At 63.3% G+C, this 18,283-nt stretch carries 15 protein-coding genes and 1 pseudogene; 3 read left to right on the top strand and 13 right to left on the bottom strand.

Features of this window, described 5'->3' with window-relative positions:
* Nucleotides 1-16 precede the first annotated feature (16 nt).
* The 4 genes from AC0L2H_RS26230 to AC0L2H_RS26215 form a co-directional block, all read right to left on the bottom strand.
* On the bottom strand, nt 17-1,105 hold the full coding sequence (locus tag AC0L2H_RS26230) for a fatty acid desaturase family protein (RefSeq protein ID WP_473592938.1): 1,089 nt from the start codon (nt 1,103-1,105) through the stop codon (nt 17-19).
* A gap of 86 nt (nt 1,106-1,191) precedes the next feature.
* Nucleotides 1,192-2,373 carry an aldose 1-epimerase family protein gene (locus tag AC0L2H_RS26225; protein WP_473592937.1) on the bottom strand — a complete coding sequence of 394 codons (1,182 nt, stop codon included), beginning with the start codon at nt 2,371-2,373 and terminating at the stop codon, nt 1,192-1,194.
* Nucleotides 2,374-2,449: 76 nt separating this feature from the next.
* Nucleotides 2,450-3,364, bottom strand: a complete 915-nt coding sequence (locus AC0L2H_RS26220; protein WP_473592935.1) for a sugar phosphate isomerase/epimerase family protein — start codon at nt 3,362-3,364, stop codon at nt 2,450-2,452.
* Nucleotides 3,365-3,406: 42 nt separating this feature from the next.
* Nucleotides 3,407-4,495 (bottom strand): Gfo/Idh/MocA family protein, encoded by a 1,089-nt coding sequence (locus tag AC0L2H_RS26215; protein ID WP_473592933.1) that lies wholly within the window; start codon nt 4,493-4,495, stop codon nt 3,407-3,409.
* A 596-nt stretch (nt 4,496-5,091) separates the two neighbouring features.
* Here AC0L2H_RS26215 and AC0L2H_RS26210 point away from each other — a divergent pair.
* Nucleotides 5,092-6,123: a LacI family DNA-binding transcriptional regulator gene (locus AC0L2H_RS26210; protein ID WP_473592932.1), complete on the top strand. Its 1,032-nt coding sequence runs from the start codon at nt 5,092-5,094 to the stop codon at nt 6,121-6,123.
* Between the two features lie 60 nt (nt 6,124-6,183).
* On the opposite strand, the gene AC0L2H_RS26205 is transcribed toward AC0L2H_RS26210, so the two are convergent.
* Complete coding sequence (locus AC0L2H_RS26205) at nt 6,184-7,131, bottom strand: heme/hemin ABC transporter substrate-binding protein (protein WP_473592931.1); 948 nt, start codon at nt 7,129-7,131, stop codon at nt 6,184-6,186.
* 121 nt (nt 7,132-7,252) lie between these two features.
* Between AC0L2H_RS26205 and AC0L2H_RS26200 the strand changes: the two are divergent.
* Nucleotides 7,253-9,411 (top strand): annotated as a pseudogene (locus tag AC0L2H_RS26200) (TonB-dependent hemoglobin/transferrin/lactoferrin family receptor).
* A gap of 2 nt (nt 9,412-9,413) precedes the next feature.
* On the top strand, nt 9,414-10,499 hold the full coding sequence (locus AC0L2H_RS26195) for an SIP domain-containing protein (protein ID WP_473592930.1): 1,086 nt from the start codon (nt 9,414-9,416) through the stop codon (nt 10,497-10,499).
* 78 nt (nt 10,500-10,577) lie between these two features.
* Here the strand turns inward: AC0L2H_RS26195 and AC0L2H_RS26190 are convergent, their stop codons facing one another.
* The 8 genes from AC0L2H_RS26190 to AC0L2H_RS26155 form a co-directional block, all read right to left on the bottom strand.
* Nucleotides 10,578-11,003, bottom strand: coding sequence for an aconitase X swivel domain-containing protein (locus AC0L2H_RS26190; RefSeq protein WP_473592929.1), 426 nt, complete (start codon nt 11,001-11,003; stop codon nt 10,578-10,580).
* Nucleotides 11,000-12,247 carry an aconitase X gene (locus AC0L2H_RS26185; protein WP_473592928.1) on the bottom strand — a complete coding sequence of 416 codons (1,248 nt, stop codon included), beginning with the start codon at nt 12,245-12,247 and terminating at the stop codon, nt 11,000-11,002. The genes AC0L2H_RS26190 and AC0L2H_RS26185 overlap by 4 nt, the downstream gene beginning before the upstream one ends.
* A gap of 77 nt (nt 12,248-12,324) precedes the next feature.
* Nucleotides 12,325-13,389, bottom strand: coding sequence for an ABC transporter ATP-binding protein (locus AC0L2H_RS26180; RefSeq protein WP_473592926.1), 1,065 nt, complete (start codon nt 13,387-13,389; stop codon nt 12,325-12,327).
* On the bottom strand, nt 13,389-14,177 hold the full coding sequence (locus tag AC0L2H_RS26175) for an ABC transporter permease (protein ID WP_473592925.1): 789 nt from the start codon (nt 14,175-14,177) through the stop codon (nt 13,389-13,391). The genes AC0L2H_RS26180 and AC0L2H_RS26175 overlap by 1 nt, the downstream gene beginning before the upstream one ends.
* Complete coding sequence (locus AC0L2H_RS26170; protein WP_473592924.1) at nt 14,177-15,046, bottom strand: ABC transporter permease; 870 nt, start codon at nt 15,044-15,046, stop codon at nt 14,177-14,179. The genes AC0L2H_RS26175 and AC0L2H_RS26170 overlap by 1 nt, the downstream gene beginning before the upstream one ends.
* A 65-nt stretch (nt 15,047-15,111) precedes the next feature.
* A complete protein-coding gene (locus AC0L2H_RS26165; protein WP_473592923.1) occupies nt 15,112-16,173 on the bottom strand; it encodes an ABC transporter substrate-binding protein in 1,062 nt (353 codons plus the stop codon).
* 55 nt (nt 16,174-16,228) lie between these two features.
* Nucleotides 16,229-17,248 carry a PfkB family carbohydrate kinase gene (locus AC0L2H_RS26160; RefSeq protein ID WP_473592921.1) on the bottom strand — a complete coding sequence of 340 codons (1,020 nt, stop codon included), beginning with the start codon at nt 17,246-17,248 and terminating at the stop codon, nt 16,229-16,231.
* On the bottom strand, nt 17,245-18,282 hold the full coding sequence (locus AC0L2H_RS26155; protein WP_473592920.1) for an ADP-ribosylglycohydrolase family protein: 1,038 nt from the start codon (nt 18,280-18,282) through the stop codon (nt 17,245-17,247). The genes AC0L2H_RS26160 and AC0L2H_RS26155 overlap by 4 nt, the downstream gene beginning before the upstream one ends.
* Nucleotide 18,283 lies beyond the last annotated feature (1 nt).

Here is an 18,283-nt window from a genome sequence, read left to right as displayed (position 1 = left end):
TACCGCTTTGCGCAACCTATTCCGCGGCCGTCGACATGTTCGCCTCGTGGAACTCACCGCGATAGGGCCGCGCCGTTGGCGGCAGCTCGCGCTTGAGGAAATAGTCATCGTACTTGAGTTGCTTCAGCAAGACCGGCCAGACCTCGCGATAGGCATGCCAGATCGACGGGTTCGGCACGGGCAGATCGTGCTTGATCATTTCATGCAGCCTGGGCAGCGCGTGATAGGGCACCATCGGGAACATGTGATGCTCGACGTGGTAGTTCATGTTCCAGTAGATGAACCGGCTGATTGGATTCATGTATACGGTGCGGGTGTTGAGCCGGTGGTCGACGACATTATCGGCGAGACCAATATGCTGCAGCAGACCGGTCATCACCATGTGCCAGCTGCCATAGAGGCGCGGCAGACCGATCAGCATCAGCGGCAGGAACGACCACATATAGAGGGCGAGTGCTATCGTCGCGACATAGAGGGCGACATGCCAGCGCGCCGCGGTGACCACCTTCGGCAGCTCCATCTCCGGAATGAAGCTTCTCTCGTCGGGCGAGATCTTGCCGAACGCGTTGCGCACCAATGTCGGCAGCGAATAGCGGAAATCGAGGATGCCGGTGAAGGCAAGTGCTGCGCGCAGCAGATCCGGCGGCCGCATCACCGCGATCTCGGCGTCGCGCCCGACGATGATCGTGTCGGTGTGGTGGCGGGCATGGCTCCAGCGCCAGGTCACCGGGTTGCGCATCAGCATGAAGCTGGCGATCTGGTAGACCACATCGTTCATCCAGCGCGTGCGAAAGGCAGTGCCATGGCCGCATTCGTGCCAGCGCGAGTCGCTGGAGGAGCCATAGAGCACGCCATAAACGAAGAAGAACGGCACGCACCACCAGCTACCCCAGAAATAGATGCCGCCGGCGGCCGAGCCCAGTATGGCGACGATCCAGATGACAGTGTCGCGGATTGCCGGACCATCGGAGCGCTGCATCAATTCCTTCATCGCCTTGCGCGAAACGTCGGTGTGATACCATTCGGCCGAGGCCAGCCCGGTTTCGATTGCCCTGCGCGTGCTTTCGCCGACCAGACTGTAGTCGCGCTTCATCTTGTCAGCCATTGTGACCTCCAAATCCTGATGGCCGCGAGCCTCCCCGCTCCGGCCAACCTCGCACCTGGTGTTTTTTTGCATCGTCTTCATCACCATCACGGCCTGCCACCGAGCACCGGAAAATTGCCTGACGGCTGCGGGTAGTCCTGCTGCGGCTGCCTGGCGATGCCGGCGATCCGGCGCTCCGCCGCTGCAATCTCGTCAGCGCCGTCCAGAACGCGGAACACCGCATCGTAGGAGCGGCTCTCGCCGTGCTCCAGCCAGATCATCTCGCCGCGTTCGCGCGCGTCCAGATTGCCAAGCACATGATGTGTCGACGGCTCGATGCCCAGCGCATACTGTCCGGCCTGGAAGTTCTGCCATTCATAGGCACAAGGCAACTGGTCCTTGCGGGTGACGACTTCAAGGCCAAGGCCAAGCCGGTCGTTGACCACCGCCACCGGCACCTCGCCCTTGGCGTCGGCGCCGAGCTCATGCTGCCAGACCTGCTCCTGAAAGCCCAGTTGCGGCGCCGGCACCGTGCGGTAGCCGACCTTCTGCGCCTCGTAGCGCTCGCCGGCATGTCCTGCCCACACCACATCCCGGATCGGCGCCAGATAGCGCGATCCTTCGTCGAGCACGGGATGACTGACATTTATGTGATAGAAATACATATGCGGGGTGCGGCTGAAGCCGTGATTGACGACACGGTCCGACAGTCGGATCTCGTTGCCGCCGACATCGGCCTCGATCCGCCGCAGCAGATGCAGATCCTCGCCGAACACCGTCGACTGCTGAACGATGGCCTCGGCCCACAGCACGCAGCGATCGTCATCCCAGGCCTCGCCATAACCGGTCAATCGCGCCGGAATGGTGCTGATACGGCCGTGCAGCGAATGGCGCACCATCTTTCTCGGCGGATAATTGTAGCTGTCGGCGGGCACCTCGTTCATGAACAGGATGTGGTCGAGGCCGCAAGTGAGCAGCAGGCCGGAAAACGACCGCGCCCAGGCCAGCCCCTCCTCCCCCTCATATTCGTGCAGGCCGGGATGGCGAAAACCGCTCGGCGAATGCCAGCCGATCGCCTGCCCCTTGTAGTCACAATCGGCGATATCGAGCGCCCGGTCGACGAGTGCGGTGAAGCGCAATCCCGAGCCGGTGCGGAACTCCAGCATACGGATGCCGCGCTCGACGCCGTCGCCAAGGGTCATCAGCCGCACGCCGGCAAATTGCGACAGCATGCCGGAGCGCTCCGAAACCTGTCGGCGCGACAGCGTCTTGCCGTAGAGCTCTACCATGTGACGGCCATTTCCTTCACTTTGCTCACATCGGGACCCAAACGCGCCGCCGCAACGCGGCGACGCAGAACTCCCGTCAAAGACCGCTGGCGCGGAACTTGCCGTCGAGGAATTTCTTGGCGCGAGGCACATCGTCTTCCGAAAGATGCTCGATGATGACCGGGATGTTCGGGTGCTTCTCGGCCAGCCGCTGCAGATAGAGGTCGTAATTCAACGAACCGAGACCAGGCGCCGGCAGCTCGATCTCGCCGACACCACGGAAAGTATGGCTCTCCAGCGCATCCTCGTCGCCGATGTCGGCGTGCTTCTCCGACTTGTCGCCACCCGAACGCTTGACGTCCTTGGCGTGGGCGATTTTGATCTTGTCGGTCAGCGTGTCGAACACCTGGTTCAGGATCTGGTCCATCCTGTCGATGTTGTGCGTCTCGAAATAATTGGTCGGGTCCATCAAAAGGCCGAGACCGGGATGGTCGACCTGCGCAAACATCTTCACCGTCTCCTCGACCGAGCCGACGACATTGTTGACATAGGTTTCGAGCAGGAACACCGCGCCGTGGTCATACGCCGTCTGGGCGAGATCGGCGATCACCTTGCGGCATTCCTCGAAGCCTTCCTCGGTCTTGTTCTTGGGGTGATGCACCCAGTCGGACTCGGTGTTGTAGGTGCCGGTTTCCGAGATCACGTAAGGCGAGCCGAAATGGCGGGCGTTGCGGATGATCTCCTTGAGGTAGCCGACGCGCTTCTCGCGCTCTGCCTTGTCCGGATGGATGATGTTGGTGTAGCCCGACACGCAGCACACCGGCAGGTTGTGATCGCGGAAGACGTCTCGGACTTGTCTCGCCTTGTCCTTGGTGATTTGCCCGGCGGACAGGTCGACATCTTTAAAATGCAGGTCGAGCTGCACCGTGTTGAAATCGAGCGCGCGGATCTTCTGCGCCGTTTCCTTAAGGCCGTACGGGAAATAGCCTGTGAAGATACCTGCCTGCATCATGGTGTGAATTCCTCCCTGTAAGCGATTCGAGTTGCTGGTGATTCAGTTTGTCGAGATTTCGGAAAGCTTGACCGTGCGGCCGTTCTCGATCGAGCGGTAGCCCGCTTCGATCAGCGCCATGGTCCTGACGTTGTCGGCGACGGAGAGTGCCGGCGGCTCACCCGTCTTCACCGCGTGCTGGAGTTGCTCCATGACGCCGATGAAGGCATGCGGGAACCACATCGTGTCCCAGTTCGGCGTCACCCATTTCCCGTCCGTTGTCTCGGTCGAGGCATAGGTCAGCGTCGAAGCGGAGCCTGTCGGCCAGCCGATCGTGCCTTTGGCGACGCCTTTGGTACCGTCGACACGCCAGTTGATGTGCTGGTCGTCCTTGTAGCCGTCCTGGCGCGGACCCGACCAGACATCCTCCAGCGACACGGCGAGCACGCCTGAGGGAAAGCGCATCGTCGACACGGTGATGCCGTCGGAATGATCGAACTTCGTACGCGGATCCTTGCGGGTCAGCGTCGTGATCTCGTCCGGATCACCGAACAGGAAACGCAGCACGTCGAGATGGTGCACGCTCATATTGGCAAGCGTCAGCCTGTCGTAGTCCTCCAGGAAAGTCTGCCAGTGCGGAATAGCGTGCATGTCGATCTGCGCGAAGACGACGTCGCCCAGCGCGCCGCTGTCCATGATCTGCTTCAGCACGCGCATCGACTGGTCGTAGCGCATGTTCTGGTTGACCGAGAGGATCTTGCCGGTCCTGGCCGCCTCGTCGCGCAGCTCGATCGCGTCCTTCAGCGACAGCGCCAGCGGCTTCTGCGCCAGGATCGCCTTGACATGCTTCTGCTTCAGAGCATGGCGGATCAGCGCCGGCTGCTGGTCCGGCGGAAAGGCCAGGTCGATGATCTCGACATTTTTGTCCTCGATCAGTTGTTCCGGCGTGTCGTGGACGGTTGGGATACCCCAGCGCTTCGCCACCTTTTCGGCGCTGGCCTTGGTGCGCGATGCGATCGCCACCACCGGAAAGCCGGCCTCCTTGTAGGCCGCCAGATGGCACTCGGCCATGATCATGCCGGCGCCGACGCAGCCGATCCTGTATTCTTTCGTACGGACCTTGACGTCCGGCTCAAAGCCTTTGCTCGCCATCTCTTCCTCCCGAAGCTCGTTTCTTGCGGCCGCCGTCATCGTGCCAGCGCTCCTCCGCTTTGCCCGAAATAATGCACGCGGGCGGGCTCGCAGGATATCGCCACCATGGCGTCACGCCCAGATGTCAGGCTGGCCGCGCAGCACCGCTCTCAGGCGCGCCTGCCTGCCGCGGCTACGAATGCGGCCGCCTTCCCACCGGACGCGAGCAAACGGCACCGCGACATGCGGATCAAATTCGACAATTGGAAGTCCTCCCTCAGGCCCTGTCCTCCACGGCCGCTATGATGGATATTGACGGCAGCGCCGCAAGCCTGTCAACATCATAAATAATCAAAACACGTCACAATATCGCAAACGAGGGAGAGAATGCAGTCTACCGAGGTTACCACATCGCACCCGCTGCCTGGATTTGAGGGAATTCGACACGGATCAAGCTCTTTTCCACGCCGGCTGGCGATTTGGTTTAGCCCAGCGGCTTGCGCATCGGCCAAGGCCGGTTACATCATTTCCCATCAGAATCGCTGCCGGCGATGAGCCGTTCTCCGGCTTCGATGGAGATTCGCGCGATTTTGATGCTGGCAATGAGGTAGTCGACTATGCGGTCCACCCTGACAGACATAGCCCGCGAAGCTGGCGTTTCCGCCGCAACGGTTGACCGTGTGCTGAACAACCGTCCGGGCGTGCGGGCGCGCACGCGCGAGATCGTGCTCGAAATGGCGCAGCGGCTTGGCTACATCGCCGGGAACTCGAACAGTCCGACCCAGCGCACCACCTTGCCCGGCGCCGTCATTCGGCTCGACTTCGCCCTGCCCGCCGGCACCAACTCTTTCATCAAGATGCTGCACCGGCATATCGAGGCGCAGGCACAGTCGCGACCCGATCTCGACGTTCGCGTCGCCACCATCGAAGGCTTCAATCCGGACCGGCTTGCCCGACTGCTGCACGATCTGCACGGCCAGACGCAAGGCGTCGGCGTCATCGCGCTCGACCATCCGACGGTCCGCGAGGCGATCCGCTCGTTATCGGCCAGCGGCGTCAAGGTCGTCACCATCGCCTCCGACATCCTCCATGTGCCGAGGGTTGCCTATATCGGCATCGACAACCGCGCCGCCGGCCGGCTCGCCGGTTATCTGCTCAATCGCTTCATGGGCGCCGGGCACCCTGGCAAGGTGGCGCTGTTCGCCGGCTCGCTGTCCTATCGTGGCCATGAGGAGCGCGAGATGGGCTTCCGCCATATCCTGGCGGAGGAATCCCCCAATCTCGAGATCGTCGAGATGCGCGAAATGCTCGATGATCGGGAGAAGGCCTATTCGGAAGCGTCGGCCCTGCTGGACCGGCATCCGGATCTGGCCGCGATCTACAATGTCGGCGCCGGCAACACCGGCATTGCCAGGGCGCTGAAGGAGCGCGGCTGCGCGCTGTCTACGGTCTTCCTAGGCCACGAGGTGACGGAGGGCACCAAGGACCTTCTGCTCGACGGCACGCTCGACGCGGTGATCGACCAGAACCCGCGCGTCGAGGCCCGCGAGGCGCTCAACATCCTGACTCATGCCGTCAGGGGCTTGCCCTACGAACTGCACCAGCCGCGGCTGCAGGTGATCTTTAGGGAGAGCATCCCGGAGATCTGAGCACGAGTTCCAAGAGAGCCCGCGCCAGCAAGCACGGCTGTGGAGTCATAAGCGCGTCTCCTAATCCTCGTCCGCCACCTCCGGATACAGCGCCTGCGCCAGGTCGCGGATCGCATCGGCGGTGCGCGGGCCGAAGCCGATCATATAGGCGCCGTCGAGCACGATCAGCGCCTTGTTCTGCGCCGCCGGTGTGGCGCTCAGCGCACGTGTGCCAAACACCTGCTCGACGGTCGGCCCGCCCTTGCCGTCGCTCATCATCAAGATGACGTCGGGCGCCATCTCGATCAGCTTCTCTTCCGATGCCGTCTTGTAGCCCTTGACGACAGCCATCGGATTGATGCCCCCGGCATAACGGATGATCGCATCGGCCGCCGTGCCGGCGCCGGCCGCGCTCAGCCGCAACAGACCGTGGAAGAAGACCACTTTCTTGCGGCGCTCCGGCGCAATCTTTGACGCGAGATCGGTGGCGGCTTGAAAGGCGCTGAGCACCTCGGCGGAAACCACCCTGCCCTTATCCTCGCGCCCAAGCGACGCGGCGATCAGCGTGATCTTGCGCTCAATGCCTTGCGGGCTGTTGTCCTCGGGGACGAAGACGATCGGGATTGCCAGCGACTTCAGCACCTCGACCGCTTCGGGCGGCCCGCTGTCCTCGGCGGCCAGGATCAGATCGGGGCGCAGACCGGCCAACCCTTCGACCGAAAGCTGGCGGCGGTAGCCGACATTGGGTTTCTGCATGACAGCTGGTGGATATTTGCTGCCGCGATCGACAGCAATGGTTCGCTCGCCGGCGCCAAGCGCATGCACGATCTCGGTGACGTCGGAGCCAAGTGTCAGGATTCTCGTCGCCGGCCCCGGCGTGACGGTGCGCCCCAGCGCATCCACAACTGTCTCGGCGGCCAGCGCCTTGAAGCCGCAGGAAGGCGCCAGGACGGACAGCGCCATAAGCAGCACCGTCGCGATTTTGCCCGGTTGGAACCAATGCATCCACCTGCGCTCAATGCCGACCATGCCGCTCACTCCCGTCCAGGATGCCTTCGGATAGTTTGGCCTATAAATTTAAAGTTGACTCGTGTCATCATGTTTTAATATGTGACCCATGCCCTGACCGATTGGTCGAGGGTTTTCCATCATGCCAGCCAAGGCTGTTCAGCCATCGCCAGCAGTTTGCTTTGCTTGGGGCTGGGATCACATGAGAACAAATACGACCTTGATGACGAGCACAGCGCTCGCCTTCGCGCTGGGCTTTTCCGCCGTACCGCAGGCCAACGCGCAGGAACAGGAGAAGAAGGCGGCCACCAAGACCGACCGGCTGGCGCCAGCGCAGGATCAGCCTGCGACCGTGCTCGATGTCATCACCATCTCGGCGACAATGATCAGGACGGCGGTCATCGAATCGATGGCCGCCATCAGCGCCGTTGATCAGGAAGAGCTCGAGCGCATCCAGCCCGATACCGCCGCCGACATTTTCCGCACCACGCCCGGTGTCGCCGCCTCGATGAACGGCGACGATCCGGCGACCGCCATCAACATTCGCGGGCTGGAGCAGTATGGCCGCGTCGTCGTCACCCTCGACGGCGCCCGCCAGGATTACTGGCGCGTCGGCCACGGTTCTGGATCGTTCTATGTCGAGCCGGACCTGATCAAGGAAGCCACCGTCATTCGCGGCCCGGTGTCCAACGCCTATGGTTCGGGCGGCATCGGCGGCGTCGTCTCCTTCGAGACCAAGGACGCCGGCGACTTCCTCAAGCCGGAGGAGCGCTGGGCGCTGAGCGAGAAGCTCGGCTATGAGGATAATGGCGACGGCTTCACTACCAGCACCACAGGCGCCTACCGCTTCAGCGAAGACGCCGACATCATCGGCAACCTCATCTACCGCGACCGCGACAGCTACACCGACGGCAATGGCGACACCGTGCCATGGACTGGCGAAAGCATCACCAGCGGTTATATGAAGGCGACGTTGCGCCCCGCCGACGGCCACGAACTCAAGCTCGGCGCGATCCTGCAGCGCTTCAACGACCAGATCACAGGCTCGAGCGGTTCAACCTCGCCGACACTCAGCCGCTACGACACCAACACCACCAACCAGACCTACACGGCAGCCTATACCTGGAAGCCTGATGACAATGAGCTGATCGACTTCAGCGCCAATGCCTACCACAACCGCACGCGCGCCGAGCAGACGCAGGTCTGGCCGATTTCTGCGATCGGCAATTTCCGCTACTACGACGTCGCCACCACAGGCTTCAACGTGAAGAACTCCTCGCGCTTCGACGCCTGGGAGATGGCCCACACGCTGACCTACGGTCTCGACTACTACTATCTGGAGGCCTCGTCGGAAGCCGCGCATTTCGGCGCCGGCGAGCAGCAAGGCTATGGCGGCTTCCTGCAATGGCAGGGCGACTATGAGAACTGGCTGCAGCTCATCGCCGCCATGCGCTATGACGGCTACCAGCTCGACGGCGAGACCAACACCGTGCCGCCGGAGCAAGCCTCGATCTCCGGCAACCGATGGTCGCCGCGCCTCACCGTAGGCGTGACGCCGCTCGAAGGCTTTCAGCTCTACGGCACCTATTCCGAAGGCTACCGGGCGCCGGGTCTGCAAGACGTCTATCGCGGCGGCGGCGCGCATGGCGGTGCCGACAGCTACGAGCCCAATTTGCTTCTCCAGCCCGAGACCGCGAAGAGCTGGGAAGCCGGCGTCAATTTGAAATATGACGACGTGCTGACCGCCGGCGACCTGTTTCGCGCCAAGGTCAATGTCTTCCACACCGATATCGAGGACTATATCGATGTAGACCTGACCGTCCTGCCGCGTACGGCAATCAACATCGGCGACGCGCGGCTGAAGGGTATCGAGGCCGATATGACTATGGTTGGGGGTTTGTGAACCTTGCCGGCGCGCTGATCGACGCCAAGGTCGTCAGCGGCGTCTACTCCGGTCAGGCGCTCAACAACACGCCGCTTGACCGCTTCTCGGCGACCCTCGGCTTCCGGATGTTGGAAGACCAGCTCACCGTCGGCGCGCAGTATCTCAGCGTTGGCAAGATCACCCGGACCAGCCGCACCAACCCGAACGCCGTGCCGGTGGTCAATGACGGCTTCGACCTGGTCAATGTCTTCGCCAACTGGCGCATCAACGACCATGCCAGGCTCGATTTCGCCGTCGATAACGTCTTCAACACAGCCTACACCGACCCGCAAAGCGCATGGTCGACGTCGGCGGCAACGGAACAGGGCAAGGGCCGCACCTTCAAACTGGCGCTGACCGGCAGGATCGGAGGTTGAGCGTGGGCGAGGCACCGGTGAGCGGACTGGCCTGCGAGGCGCGCCTGAACCTGCGGCATCTGCCGCATTACATGGATCGTATCAGCGACAGGCTGCAGAGCTTCGATGCCAATGCCTCGCAAGAGGGGCAGCGGCTCGACTTCCGCTTCGCCTTCGGCGACGCCTCCTTCGATATGGAGAAACAGGTGATGCGGGCCAATGCCGCCGACCGCGACGGCCTTGCCCGCATCAAGGACCTGCTGGCCACCGCGGTCCAGGTCTATGCCAGGGAAGAAAACCCCGAGATTGTCTGGACCGGCGATCTCGCTGACGAGAGCCGCCTTGCCCAGTTTCGTGAGATGATCGTGCTCGGCACCACTGAGCTTGCGCCGCATATGCGCCGCATCCGCTTCGCCGGCGAGGATCTGGAACGTTTCGCGAAATTCGGCGGCATGCACATCCGCATGCTCTTCCCGACCAGGGAGGTCCCCGATCCACTCTGGCCCGTGCTCGGCAGTAACGGCCTGCCGGCCTGGCCTTCGGATGAGAGGCGTCCGGTGGCGCGCGTCTACACCATCCGCGCGCTCGACGTGGCCAACGGCGTCATCGATGTCGACTTCCTCGTCCATCCCGGCGAAAGCGTCGGCGCTGCCTGGGCCATGCAAGCGGCACCCGGCATGAAAATCGGCATCATGGGGCCGGTAGGCCGTCCGGTGCGGCCAGCGTCATGGTATGTGCTGGGTTCCGACGAAACCGGCCTGCCGGCGCTGGCGCGGCTGTTGGAGACGCTGCCCGCCGAGACCAAGGGCATGGCCTTCATCGAGATCGCCGACGATGGCGAACGACAGGAGATCGACAATGCCACCGGCATCAAGCTGCACTGGCTGGCCAGACATGGCGTGCCAGCCGGCGAAGACAGGCGGTTGGCTGACGCCGTCTGCGCGGTGACGTGGCCACGAAACGATTCGGCCTTTGGCTGGTTCGCGGCGGAAGCGGCGGCGGCGAAAATCGTTCGCGAATACTGGCGCGGCACGCTCGGGCTCGGCCGCGACCAGACTTTGGCCGCAGCCTATTGGCGGCGCGGTGCTGCCGGGCTGATGGCCGGCTAAAGCATGGTCCCGAACCGAAGGTCAGCGAAGCAAAAAGTTGCAGACTTTTCGGACAAGATCATGCGTAGAAACCAATGTTCAGGTCAGGCTGACGATCGCCTGAGCGTCCTCGCCGACACCGATGGCGATCCGGTCGCCGGAAAGAATGCCTGAAATGTCGCAGACGACCAGCGGCACACTCATACCATAGAGGAATTCTGCAACGATCGCGCCGACGGCAAGGATCGGATCCGGCCGTTCCATGAGGATGCCGGCCGGCGCGGTGCCCCTGCGGATCGCCTCGGCCAGAACCGAGGACGAGGAGGACGAGCCCCGCCCGCTCGGCATCACCAGGATCTTGCCGGCGACGTTTTCGCCAAGGCCAGGATGCGAATGGTCGATGATGTCGCCCGTTTCAGCGTCGATGCCGCCCCAGAAGCTGAGTGGTTGCGAAAGCACCAGCGCCGAGCCCTGCGCCGAGCCGGCCAGCTGGAAAATGCCGGTGCGTCCGACAGGCCTCGTCATGACACGCTCCGCAAGACATGACCCACGGCCGCCGAACGGATGCAATCCCTCATGTCGGCGAAGGCAACGGACACGCCGATATTGCCGGGCGCGTAATGCGCCCATTTGCCGGAATTGGTCATCACCACGCCGTCGAGACGCTCAAGGATGGCGGTGACATAGGTGCAGGTGTCGGCAATCGGAATCAGGCCGAACGCCTCCATGCCGTCCAGCGCCCCCTCATCCTGCAAGCGCTTGAGCGTCGAGCGCCCGGTGTTGACGTAGATCGGAACGCCCCTGCCCGGCGCGACCTCTCGCAGCAATGGCAACAGCCGCATCCATTCGTCATGCGAGAAATGCGGCGTGCCCAGCGACACCGCCGCCAAAGGCGCGCCGTCGGGCACGCTCGATAGGCTGGCCAGCGCATCGTCGAGGTCGGCACGCGTGATGCGGATTGTCTCTTCTGGCGCCATGCCATGCAATGCCTCTTGGAGCGTATTCGCTTCCGGCGTGATGCCAACCGCGTGGAACAGCGCCACAGCCCCGGTTGTCGCAGCGGCTGCGCCTAGCGCTTTCAGCTGGTCCTCGTCGCGCGGTTGCGGCAGGTCTGAAATCACCGGGATGCGGTCGCCACTCGCTTGCCCGATGATCAGTCCGACGCCGACGAACAGGGCGTCGCTCGGTTCGAGAGCGCCGGTCAGTTCAAACAGGATTTGACCGCGCCGGTTTTCGCTCAGGTGCAGCCCCCAGCACGGCGCTCGCCCGGTCATGGCGCAGCACAGGTCGATGAAATCGCCATAGCGGTTGGTCCGCGCGCCGATCACCGAATTGGCGAACACGATGGCGTTGGATTCACCCCAGGCGATCTGTTGGCCGAAGCTTGGCCGGAACCGCGTCTGGTACGGCGCGCAGGTGAAGGTCGCCTGGCAGCCGAGTTCCAGGTGCGCCTTCATCAATCGCCGCGCCGCCGCCTCTTGCGAGGGCGGCATCTTCACCAACCCGGGATGGATGAGATCGAAGGAGCCGACATTCAGCGTCGTCGGCACCTGGACACGGCCGCCACCCCCGACCAGCCTTTCGACGAAATCGAGGCTAGCCTGGCCGTGATAGAGACAGCCATCGATATGGGCACCGGCAATGTCGAGCAGCTTCGGCGCGCCGACCGCCTTCGAGAACGCGACCAGGATCTTCATCGCGGCGGCCGCGGCCGGCCCCTGCTCGCCCTGCAGCATCGACTGGTCTCGCGCACTCAGTTCAAGCGTCATCGGCTGTTTCGCTTTCCGCAGCACCCCGACAATGCTCTCCCCGATTGCGGGCCGGCTGGCAAGTCCGCCGGCCTGATCTAGCTCGCGGCGATCAGCACCGTGCTCTCCGGCGACCAGCTGAGCACCACCTCCTGGCCCTCGGCCAGCCGTTCGATGCCGGTGTTCTGCACGATAACCTTGATTGTCTGGCTATCACGCTCGACGAAATAGGTGCTGTTGTTGCCGGCGAAGATGCGCTTGGAGACTTGGCCCTTGAGCATATTGGTATTGGGATCGGCAATCCCGGCACCGGTGGCGATGCGGATACGTTCGGGCCGCACCGCGCAGCTGGCCTTGGCGCCGGCGGCAGGCGTCGCCCCCGCACCGGCGGCAATCGCCGTGCCGTCCGGCAGACGAATGCCGGTGCCGGTGGTGTCGCCGCGAAAGATGTTGGCGTCGCCGAGGAAGGTGGCGGCGAACTCGCTCTTCGGGCTATCGTAGATCTCCTCCGGTGGCCCCTCCTGCACGAGCCTGCCGTCGCGCAATATGCCGATGCGGTCGCTCATCGTCAGCGCCTCTTCCTGGTCGTGGGTGACGAAGATGGTGGTGATGCCGATCTCGCGCTGGATGCGTTTCAGCTCGATCTGCATGTCAACGCGCAGCGCCTTGTCGAGCGCACCCAATGGCTCGTCGAGCAAAAGCACGCGTGGCTTGGTGACGATGGCGCGCGCCAGCGCGACGCGTTGGCGCTGACCGCCGGACAATTGGTGCGGTCGCCGGCTGCCGAGCTTGCCGAGCTGCACGAGGTCGAGCGCCCGCTGCACCTCGGCGGCAATCACCGCCTTGACCTCGCCGCGCACCGACAGCCCGAAGGCAACATTGTCGGCGACGCTCATATTGGGAAACAGCGCATAGTTCTGGAACACCATGCCGATCCGCCGCTTCTCGACCGGCACCCGCTCGACGCTTTCGCCGCCAATTGCAATGCGGCCGGTATCAGGAAAATCGAAACCGGCGATCTGCCTGAGCAGCGTGGTCTTGCCGCTGCCCGATGGCCCGAGCAGCGCATAGAAGCCGCCATCGGCGAAATCGATCGAGACGTCATCCAGCGCCTTGTGCGCCCCAAAGCTGCGGGACAAATTCGACACCTGCACACCGGCCATTATTTCTCTCCGCCGAATTTGAAGAAGCGTGCCGTAAGCAGCATCAGCGCCATCGATACGACGATGATGATGGTCGAGACCGCGTTGATCTCGGGCGTGAAGCCTTTGCGGATCGCGGCATAGATTTCGACCGGCAACGTCGTCTGGCCGGGCGTCGACAGGAAGTAGGAAACCACAAACTGGTCGAACGACACGGCAAAAGCGAACAGCCCGCCGGCGATAACGCCCGGCATGATCCAGGGCAACGTCACGCGCCGCGTCACCTGCCACTGATTGGCGCCAAGCGAGCGCGCCGCTTCTTCCAGCTCCGGTGCGAAGGTCTGCAGCCGGGCCGAGACGACGACGATGACATAGGGCAGCGCCAGGGCGACATGGCCAAGCAGGATGGCGAAGAGGCCGCGCCCGATGCCGACGCCGAAGAAGAAGATCAGCATCGCCGTGCCGGTGATCAGCCACGGAATGGCGATCGGCGGAAACAACAGCGCCTGCAGGAATTTCTTGCCGCGGAAGTCGTAGCGGAAAAGCGCCAGCGACGCCGCCGAGCCGAGTACCACGCAGATGATTGTGGTGATGATCGCGATTTCGAGGCTGTTTCGCGTGGCCGAGATCAACTGCTCGTTCTGCCACAGCGCGGCGTACCACTCGGTCGTCCATTCGAACGGCAATTGGTAGAAGGGCGAAACGTTGAACGACATCAGCGCCATGATGATGATGGGCAGATAGAGAAAGGCGAGCAGCAGCCAGATATAGAGCCGGCCGAGCCATCCGAGGATACGCGTCGTCGCCATCACGCAGCCTTCCGCAACACCGGTGCGGCCAACGCCAGGATGACCAACACGACGGCCAGCAGAATGAAGGAGAGAGCAGCACCCAGCGGCCAGTTGAAGACGGCAACGAACTGGTCTTCGATGACCGTGCCATAGAAGGTGCCGGTGCGGCCGCCGAGAATGCGCGGTTCCATGAAGGAGCCGACAACCGGTACGAAGATGAGTGCCGCGCCCGCAACCAGCCCCGGCATGGAGAGCGGGATGATCACCCGTTTCAGCATTTGCAGCCGCGAGGCGCCGAGCGAGCGCCCGGCCTCGATCAGTGAATCGTCTATGGCCTGCAGCGTGAGATAACAGGTCAGCACCATATAGGGCACGTAGGAGTGCACCAGTCCGATGATGACAGCCGGATAGGAATACATCAGATCGATGTTGATCCTGAACGGCAGCACCGCGTTGAGCGCGGTGTCGAGGATGCCGCCTTCGCGCAGCACCATCGCCCAGGAGAATATGCGCACCAGCCCGTTCGACCAGAACGGCAGGATGACGAGCAGGAAGATCGCCTCGCGGCTGCGCCCCTTTAGCACCTTGGCCAGCACATAGGCCGCGGGGTAGCCGATGACGATGCACCATAGCGTCACCTCGAGACCCAGGCGCAGCGAGGCCCAAAGCAGCGTCGGATAGAGGCTTTGCGAGAAGAAGGCCGCATAATTGCCAAGCGTGAACGCCCACGGCTTTCCCGACAGAGGCAGATCGGTCATGAATGAGAAGAAGACCATGGCCGACAGCGGCAGGAAGATCGCCACCGTCAGCCAGAGATAGGCGGGAAGAAGCAGCGGCAAGGCCGACCTCAGCCCGCTGCGCGAAGCGGTCGCACCCTGTATCGCCATGATGCCTCCTCCCCAGGATCGGAAGAACCAGCCGGCGAGGACCGCCGGCTGGTTGGGACGTCAATCTATTTCACATCGACCTTGAGCTGCTGCCACAGCGCCAGATAGGCCTCGCGCTGGGCATCGGTGATCGGCGCCTGGAACTGGATGCGCTTGGCGACATCAGGATCACCCATCACCTTGCGGTTGAAGGCGTCTTCGGGAAGGGCCGCGACCGCCTTGGTGTTGGCCGAGACCGGCGCGCCGACCTTGGTGACCCATTCGACATAGAATTTCGGATCGATCATGTAGTTGATGAAGGCTTCGGCCCCAGTGACATTCTTGGAGCCCACCGGAATGGAAAAGGCGTCGAGCCAGGCGACCGCGCCTTCCTGCGGGATGACCAGCGAGACCGGCAGCTTGAAATGCGTCTTGGCGCGATCGGCCGAGCCACTCCAATAGGTGCCGATGTCGATCTGGTTGGAAGCGACCATCTGATTCCAGTCGTTCTCCGAACTCCAGAAGGTCTTGATCTGAGGCATCAGCGAGGTCAGCTTCGCCTTGACCGCTTCCATATCTTTGATGTCGTTGATGTTCTGGCCAGTGGCGATGGCGCCGAACTGGACCGCCTCGACGGCGTCATCACGAATGACCACGCGGCCCTTGTGCGCCTCGTTCCACATTTCGGTGATGCTGGTCGGTGGCTTGTCGAAAGACTTCTCGTTGATGGCGAGCGCCGTCAGGCCCCACACCCATGGCACGCCATAGACCTTGCCGTCATGGTCGAGCATCGGCGAGCCTGCCTTGTCCGGACTGATGTCGGCATAGTTCGACAGCTTCGAAACATCGATCGGCTGGATCAGTTTTTCCGCCATCGCCTGGTCGTTGAAGGCGGCGTTGATCATGACGACGTCGTAGAGGCCGGGATTGGTCCTGAGCTTGGTCAGCATTTCCTGTTCGGAATTGAAGAAGTCGTTGACGACTTTGTTGCCGGTCGCCTTTTCGAAGGCGGCGATCGCCCACGGCTCGTCGGCGCCGTAGCCCTTCCAGTTGAGCACGTGCACTTCGGCGGCAGTGGCGGCCAGTGTAAGAACGGAGGTGAAGACGGCGGTCGCCGTCAGCAATGCAGTCAGTTTGGGCATGCGCATGTTCGTTCCTCTCTTTTGCTTGCCCGGTTCCCGGGCTTGTCAGGTATTCAGGCAGTCAGGCATGGGCCTTCCGGTTCCGGCCGTCGGTTCCGGTCGACGGACCGGCGATGTGGCTCAGGAATGTCTTGATTTCCGCGTCCGTCGGCGCCGAGGACCCGCCATTGCGAGTGACCGACAAAGCCGCCGCAGCATTGGCGTAGCGCGCCGCTTCGAAAGCCCGCAGACCGCGCGACAGTGCACTGACAAAAGCGCCGATATGGGTGTCGCCGGCGCCATTGGTGTCGACGGCCGTGACCTCGAAGCCAGCAATCGTCTGCGTGCCGCCGTCGGCCAGCCGCACGAAACAGCCCTTTGCGCCGGCGCGAACGATGATGCCTTCAGCCTTCGGACAATGGCTGGAAAGCAGCCGGGCGGCGATTGCTTCGACATCGCCTGGGCCGGCGATCTCGACCGCTTCCGTCGTGTTGCAGCTCAGCCAGGTCGTACGGGCAAGCACCCGATCGAGAACGGCACGCGGAATGTCCGCGATGACCGGCGTCGGGTCGAAGACGAAGGCAATGTTCGCCGGCAGCGCCTCTATCCAGTCGGCCAGCGCATCGCGGCTGCCGGGATAGCTCAGCGTATAGCCGGAAGCGAATACCCAGTCGTCCGGCGCAACCCGGACCGGCGCCATCATGTCGAGGCTGAGCACGCTCTCGGCGCCGGGCCACGAGACGAAAGTGCGCTCGGCATCGCCGCTGATCATGGCGACGCAATTGCCACTGTCCATGACGGTTGACGCCGACGTCAGTGTCGTGATGCCTTCGGCAGCCAAGGCAGCGCGCAGGAAATCGCCATTGGGTCCGGTGCCAAGCTGGCCGCCGAAAACGACCTTCATGCCGGTGCGGCTGGCCGCGACCATCATGTTGAAACCGCCACCGGCGACCCGGGCAAAGCTGGATGCCGTCTTCTCTGTGCCCGGTTCGGGTAAGGCATCGATCCGGTAGACATAGTCGACCACCGCACTACCGATATGGACAAGGCGCCGGCTCGTGTCAGGCTGAGCTCTGCTCATGTCAGGCTGAGCTCTGCTCATGCCGCGGCATCCTTGCCGGAACCGGCTTTGGCCGCGCGTGCCGCGACGAGATCCGTGGCCAGCGCACGCACCTGCTCGATGTCGAGCCCCTTGAGCCTGGCGACGTGCTGTTGCGGCAGCCGGGAAAAGCCCGTGCAGGCGCCTGCCATGCCGGCGGCGATAGCGCCGATCGTGTCGGTGTCGCCGCCGAGATTGGCGCTGATGATGGCGGCCTGCCAGGGATCGCCACCAGCGATCTCGAGCACGGCGAAGGCAGCCGGAACCGATTCCTGGCTGGCGACGCCGGTGCCGACCAGATCGGTGATCAGCTGGATTCCGTCAGCGACAGGCTTGCCACGAACGAGGCCCCTCGCCCAGTCGATATGCGCGGCAATATCGCCGCCGGTGACCCAATGGCCTAGTACCGCACCACGCCTGGCCGCCGTGACGGCCTCGTCCAAAGCCCTGCGCCAGTCACCACCGGCAACGCCACAGCTGACAGCGGCGGCCACGGCCGCGGCCGCGGCGATCGCAATCGACGTGTGGTGCGTTGCACGGCAGGTTTCCGCAACCTTGGCGACCAGCGCGTCGAGCGGCTCGAGCGGCATCATGATGCCGACCGGTGCGATGCGCATCGCCGCCCCATTGGTGTCGCCGCCACTTCCCGCTTCCTCGGCCGGCACGCCATTGTTGATGGCGTCGATGGCGCGCTTGGTCGACGGGCCGAGCAGATCGTAGCTGCCGCGCGCCTTGACCTCGCGCTCCCAGTCGAGCAGCGCGTTGACCCAGCGCGTGTGGTCGAACCGATCGCCAGATTCTGCCAGGATGCGGCCGAGCAGCAGCGCCTGTTCGGTGTCGTCGGTGATGGTGCCGGCCGCCAGCCCCTTCGACACCGGGTGGTCGGCGACGGGTGCGACGAAACCCTCGACGTGACCGTAGAGTTCGGCGATCCGGGCCGGCGACAAAAGCTGCGTCGGCATGCCGAGCGCATCGCCCAGCGCGCCGCCGATGAGCGCGCCCATAGCCCGGTCGATCATCTCGGTCCTGTCCATCATC

This window comes from Mesorhizobium sp. WSM4871 (genome assembly GCF_055811295.1).
The sequence above is the reverse complement of the archived record's forward strand: the minus strand, read 5'-3'. Positions and strand labels throughout refer to the sequence as shown.

Coding starts and splice junctions, on each gene's coding strand:
- AC0L2H_RS26220 (WP_473592935.1), bottom strand. CDS start 3,364: ATGATGCAGGCAGGTATCTTCACAGGCTATTTCCCGTACGGCCTTAAG.
- AC0L2H_RS26165 (WP_473592923.1), bottom strand. CDS start 16,173: ATGCGCATGCCCAAACTGACTGCATTGCTGACGGCGACCGCCGTCTTC.
- AC0L2H_RS26175 (WP_473592925.1), bottom strand. CDS start 14,177: ATGGCGACGACGCGTATCCTCGGATGGCTCGGCCGGCTCTATATCTGG.
- AC0L2H_RS26225 (WP_473592937.1), bottom strand. CDS start 2,373: ATGGTAGAGCTCTACGGCAAGACGCTGTCGCGCCGACAGGTTTCGGAG.
- AC0L2H_RS26160 (WP_473592921.1), bottom strand. CDS start 17,248: ATGAGCAGAGCTCAGCCTGACATGAGCAGAGCTCAGCCTGACACGAGC.
- AC0L2H_RS26210 (WP_473592932.1), top strand. CDS start 5,092: ATGCGGTCCACCCTGACAGACATAGCCCGCGAAGCTGGCGTTTCCGCC.
- AC0L2H_RS26190 (WP_473592929.1), bottom strand. CDS start 11,003: ATGACGAGGCCTGTCGGACGCACCGGCATTTTCCAGCTGGCCGGCTCG.
- AC0L2H_RS26230 (WP_473592938.1), bottom strand. CDS start 1,105: ATGGCTGACAAGATGAAGCGCGACTACAGTCTGGTCGGCGAAAGCACG.
- AC0L2H_RS26205 (WP_473592931.1), bottom strand. CDS start 7,131: ATGGTCGGCATTGAGCGCAGGTGGATGCATTGGTTCCAACCGGGCAAA.
- AC0L2H_RS26215 (WP_473592933.1), bottom strand. CDS start 4,495: ATGGCGAGCAAAGGCTTTGAGCCGGACGTCAAGGTCCGTACGAAAGAA.
- AC0L2H_RS26185 (WP_473592928.1), bottom strand. CDS start 12,247: ATGACGCTTGAACTGAGTGCGCGAGACCAGTCGATGCTGCAGGGCGAG.
- AC0L2H_RS26180 (WP_473592926.1), bottom strand. CDS start 13,389: ATGGCCGGTGTGCAGGTGTCGAATTTGTCCCGCAGCTTTGGGGCGCAC.
- AC0L2H_RS26170 (WP_473592924.1), bottom strand. CDS start 15,046: ATGGCGATACAGGGTGCGACCGCTTCGCGCAGCGGGCTGAGGTCGGCC.
- AC0L2H_RS26155 (WP_473592920.1), bottom strand. CDS start 18,282: ATGATGGACAGGACCGAGATGATCGACCGGGCTATGGGCGCGCTCATC.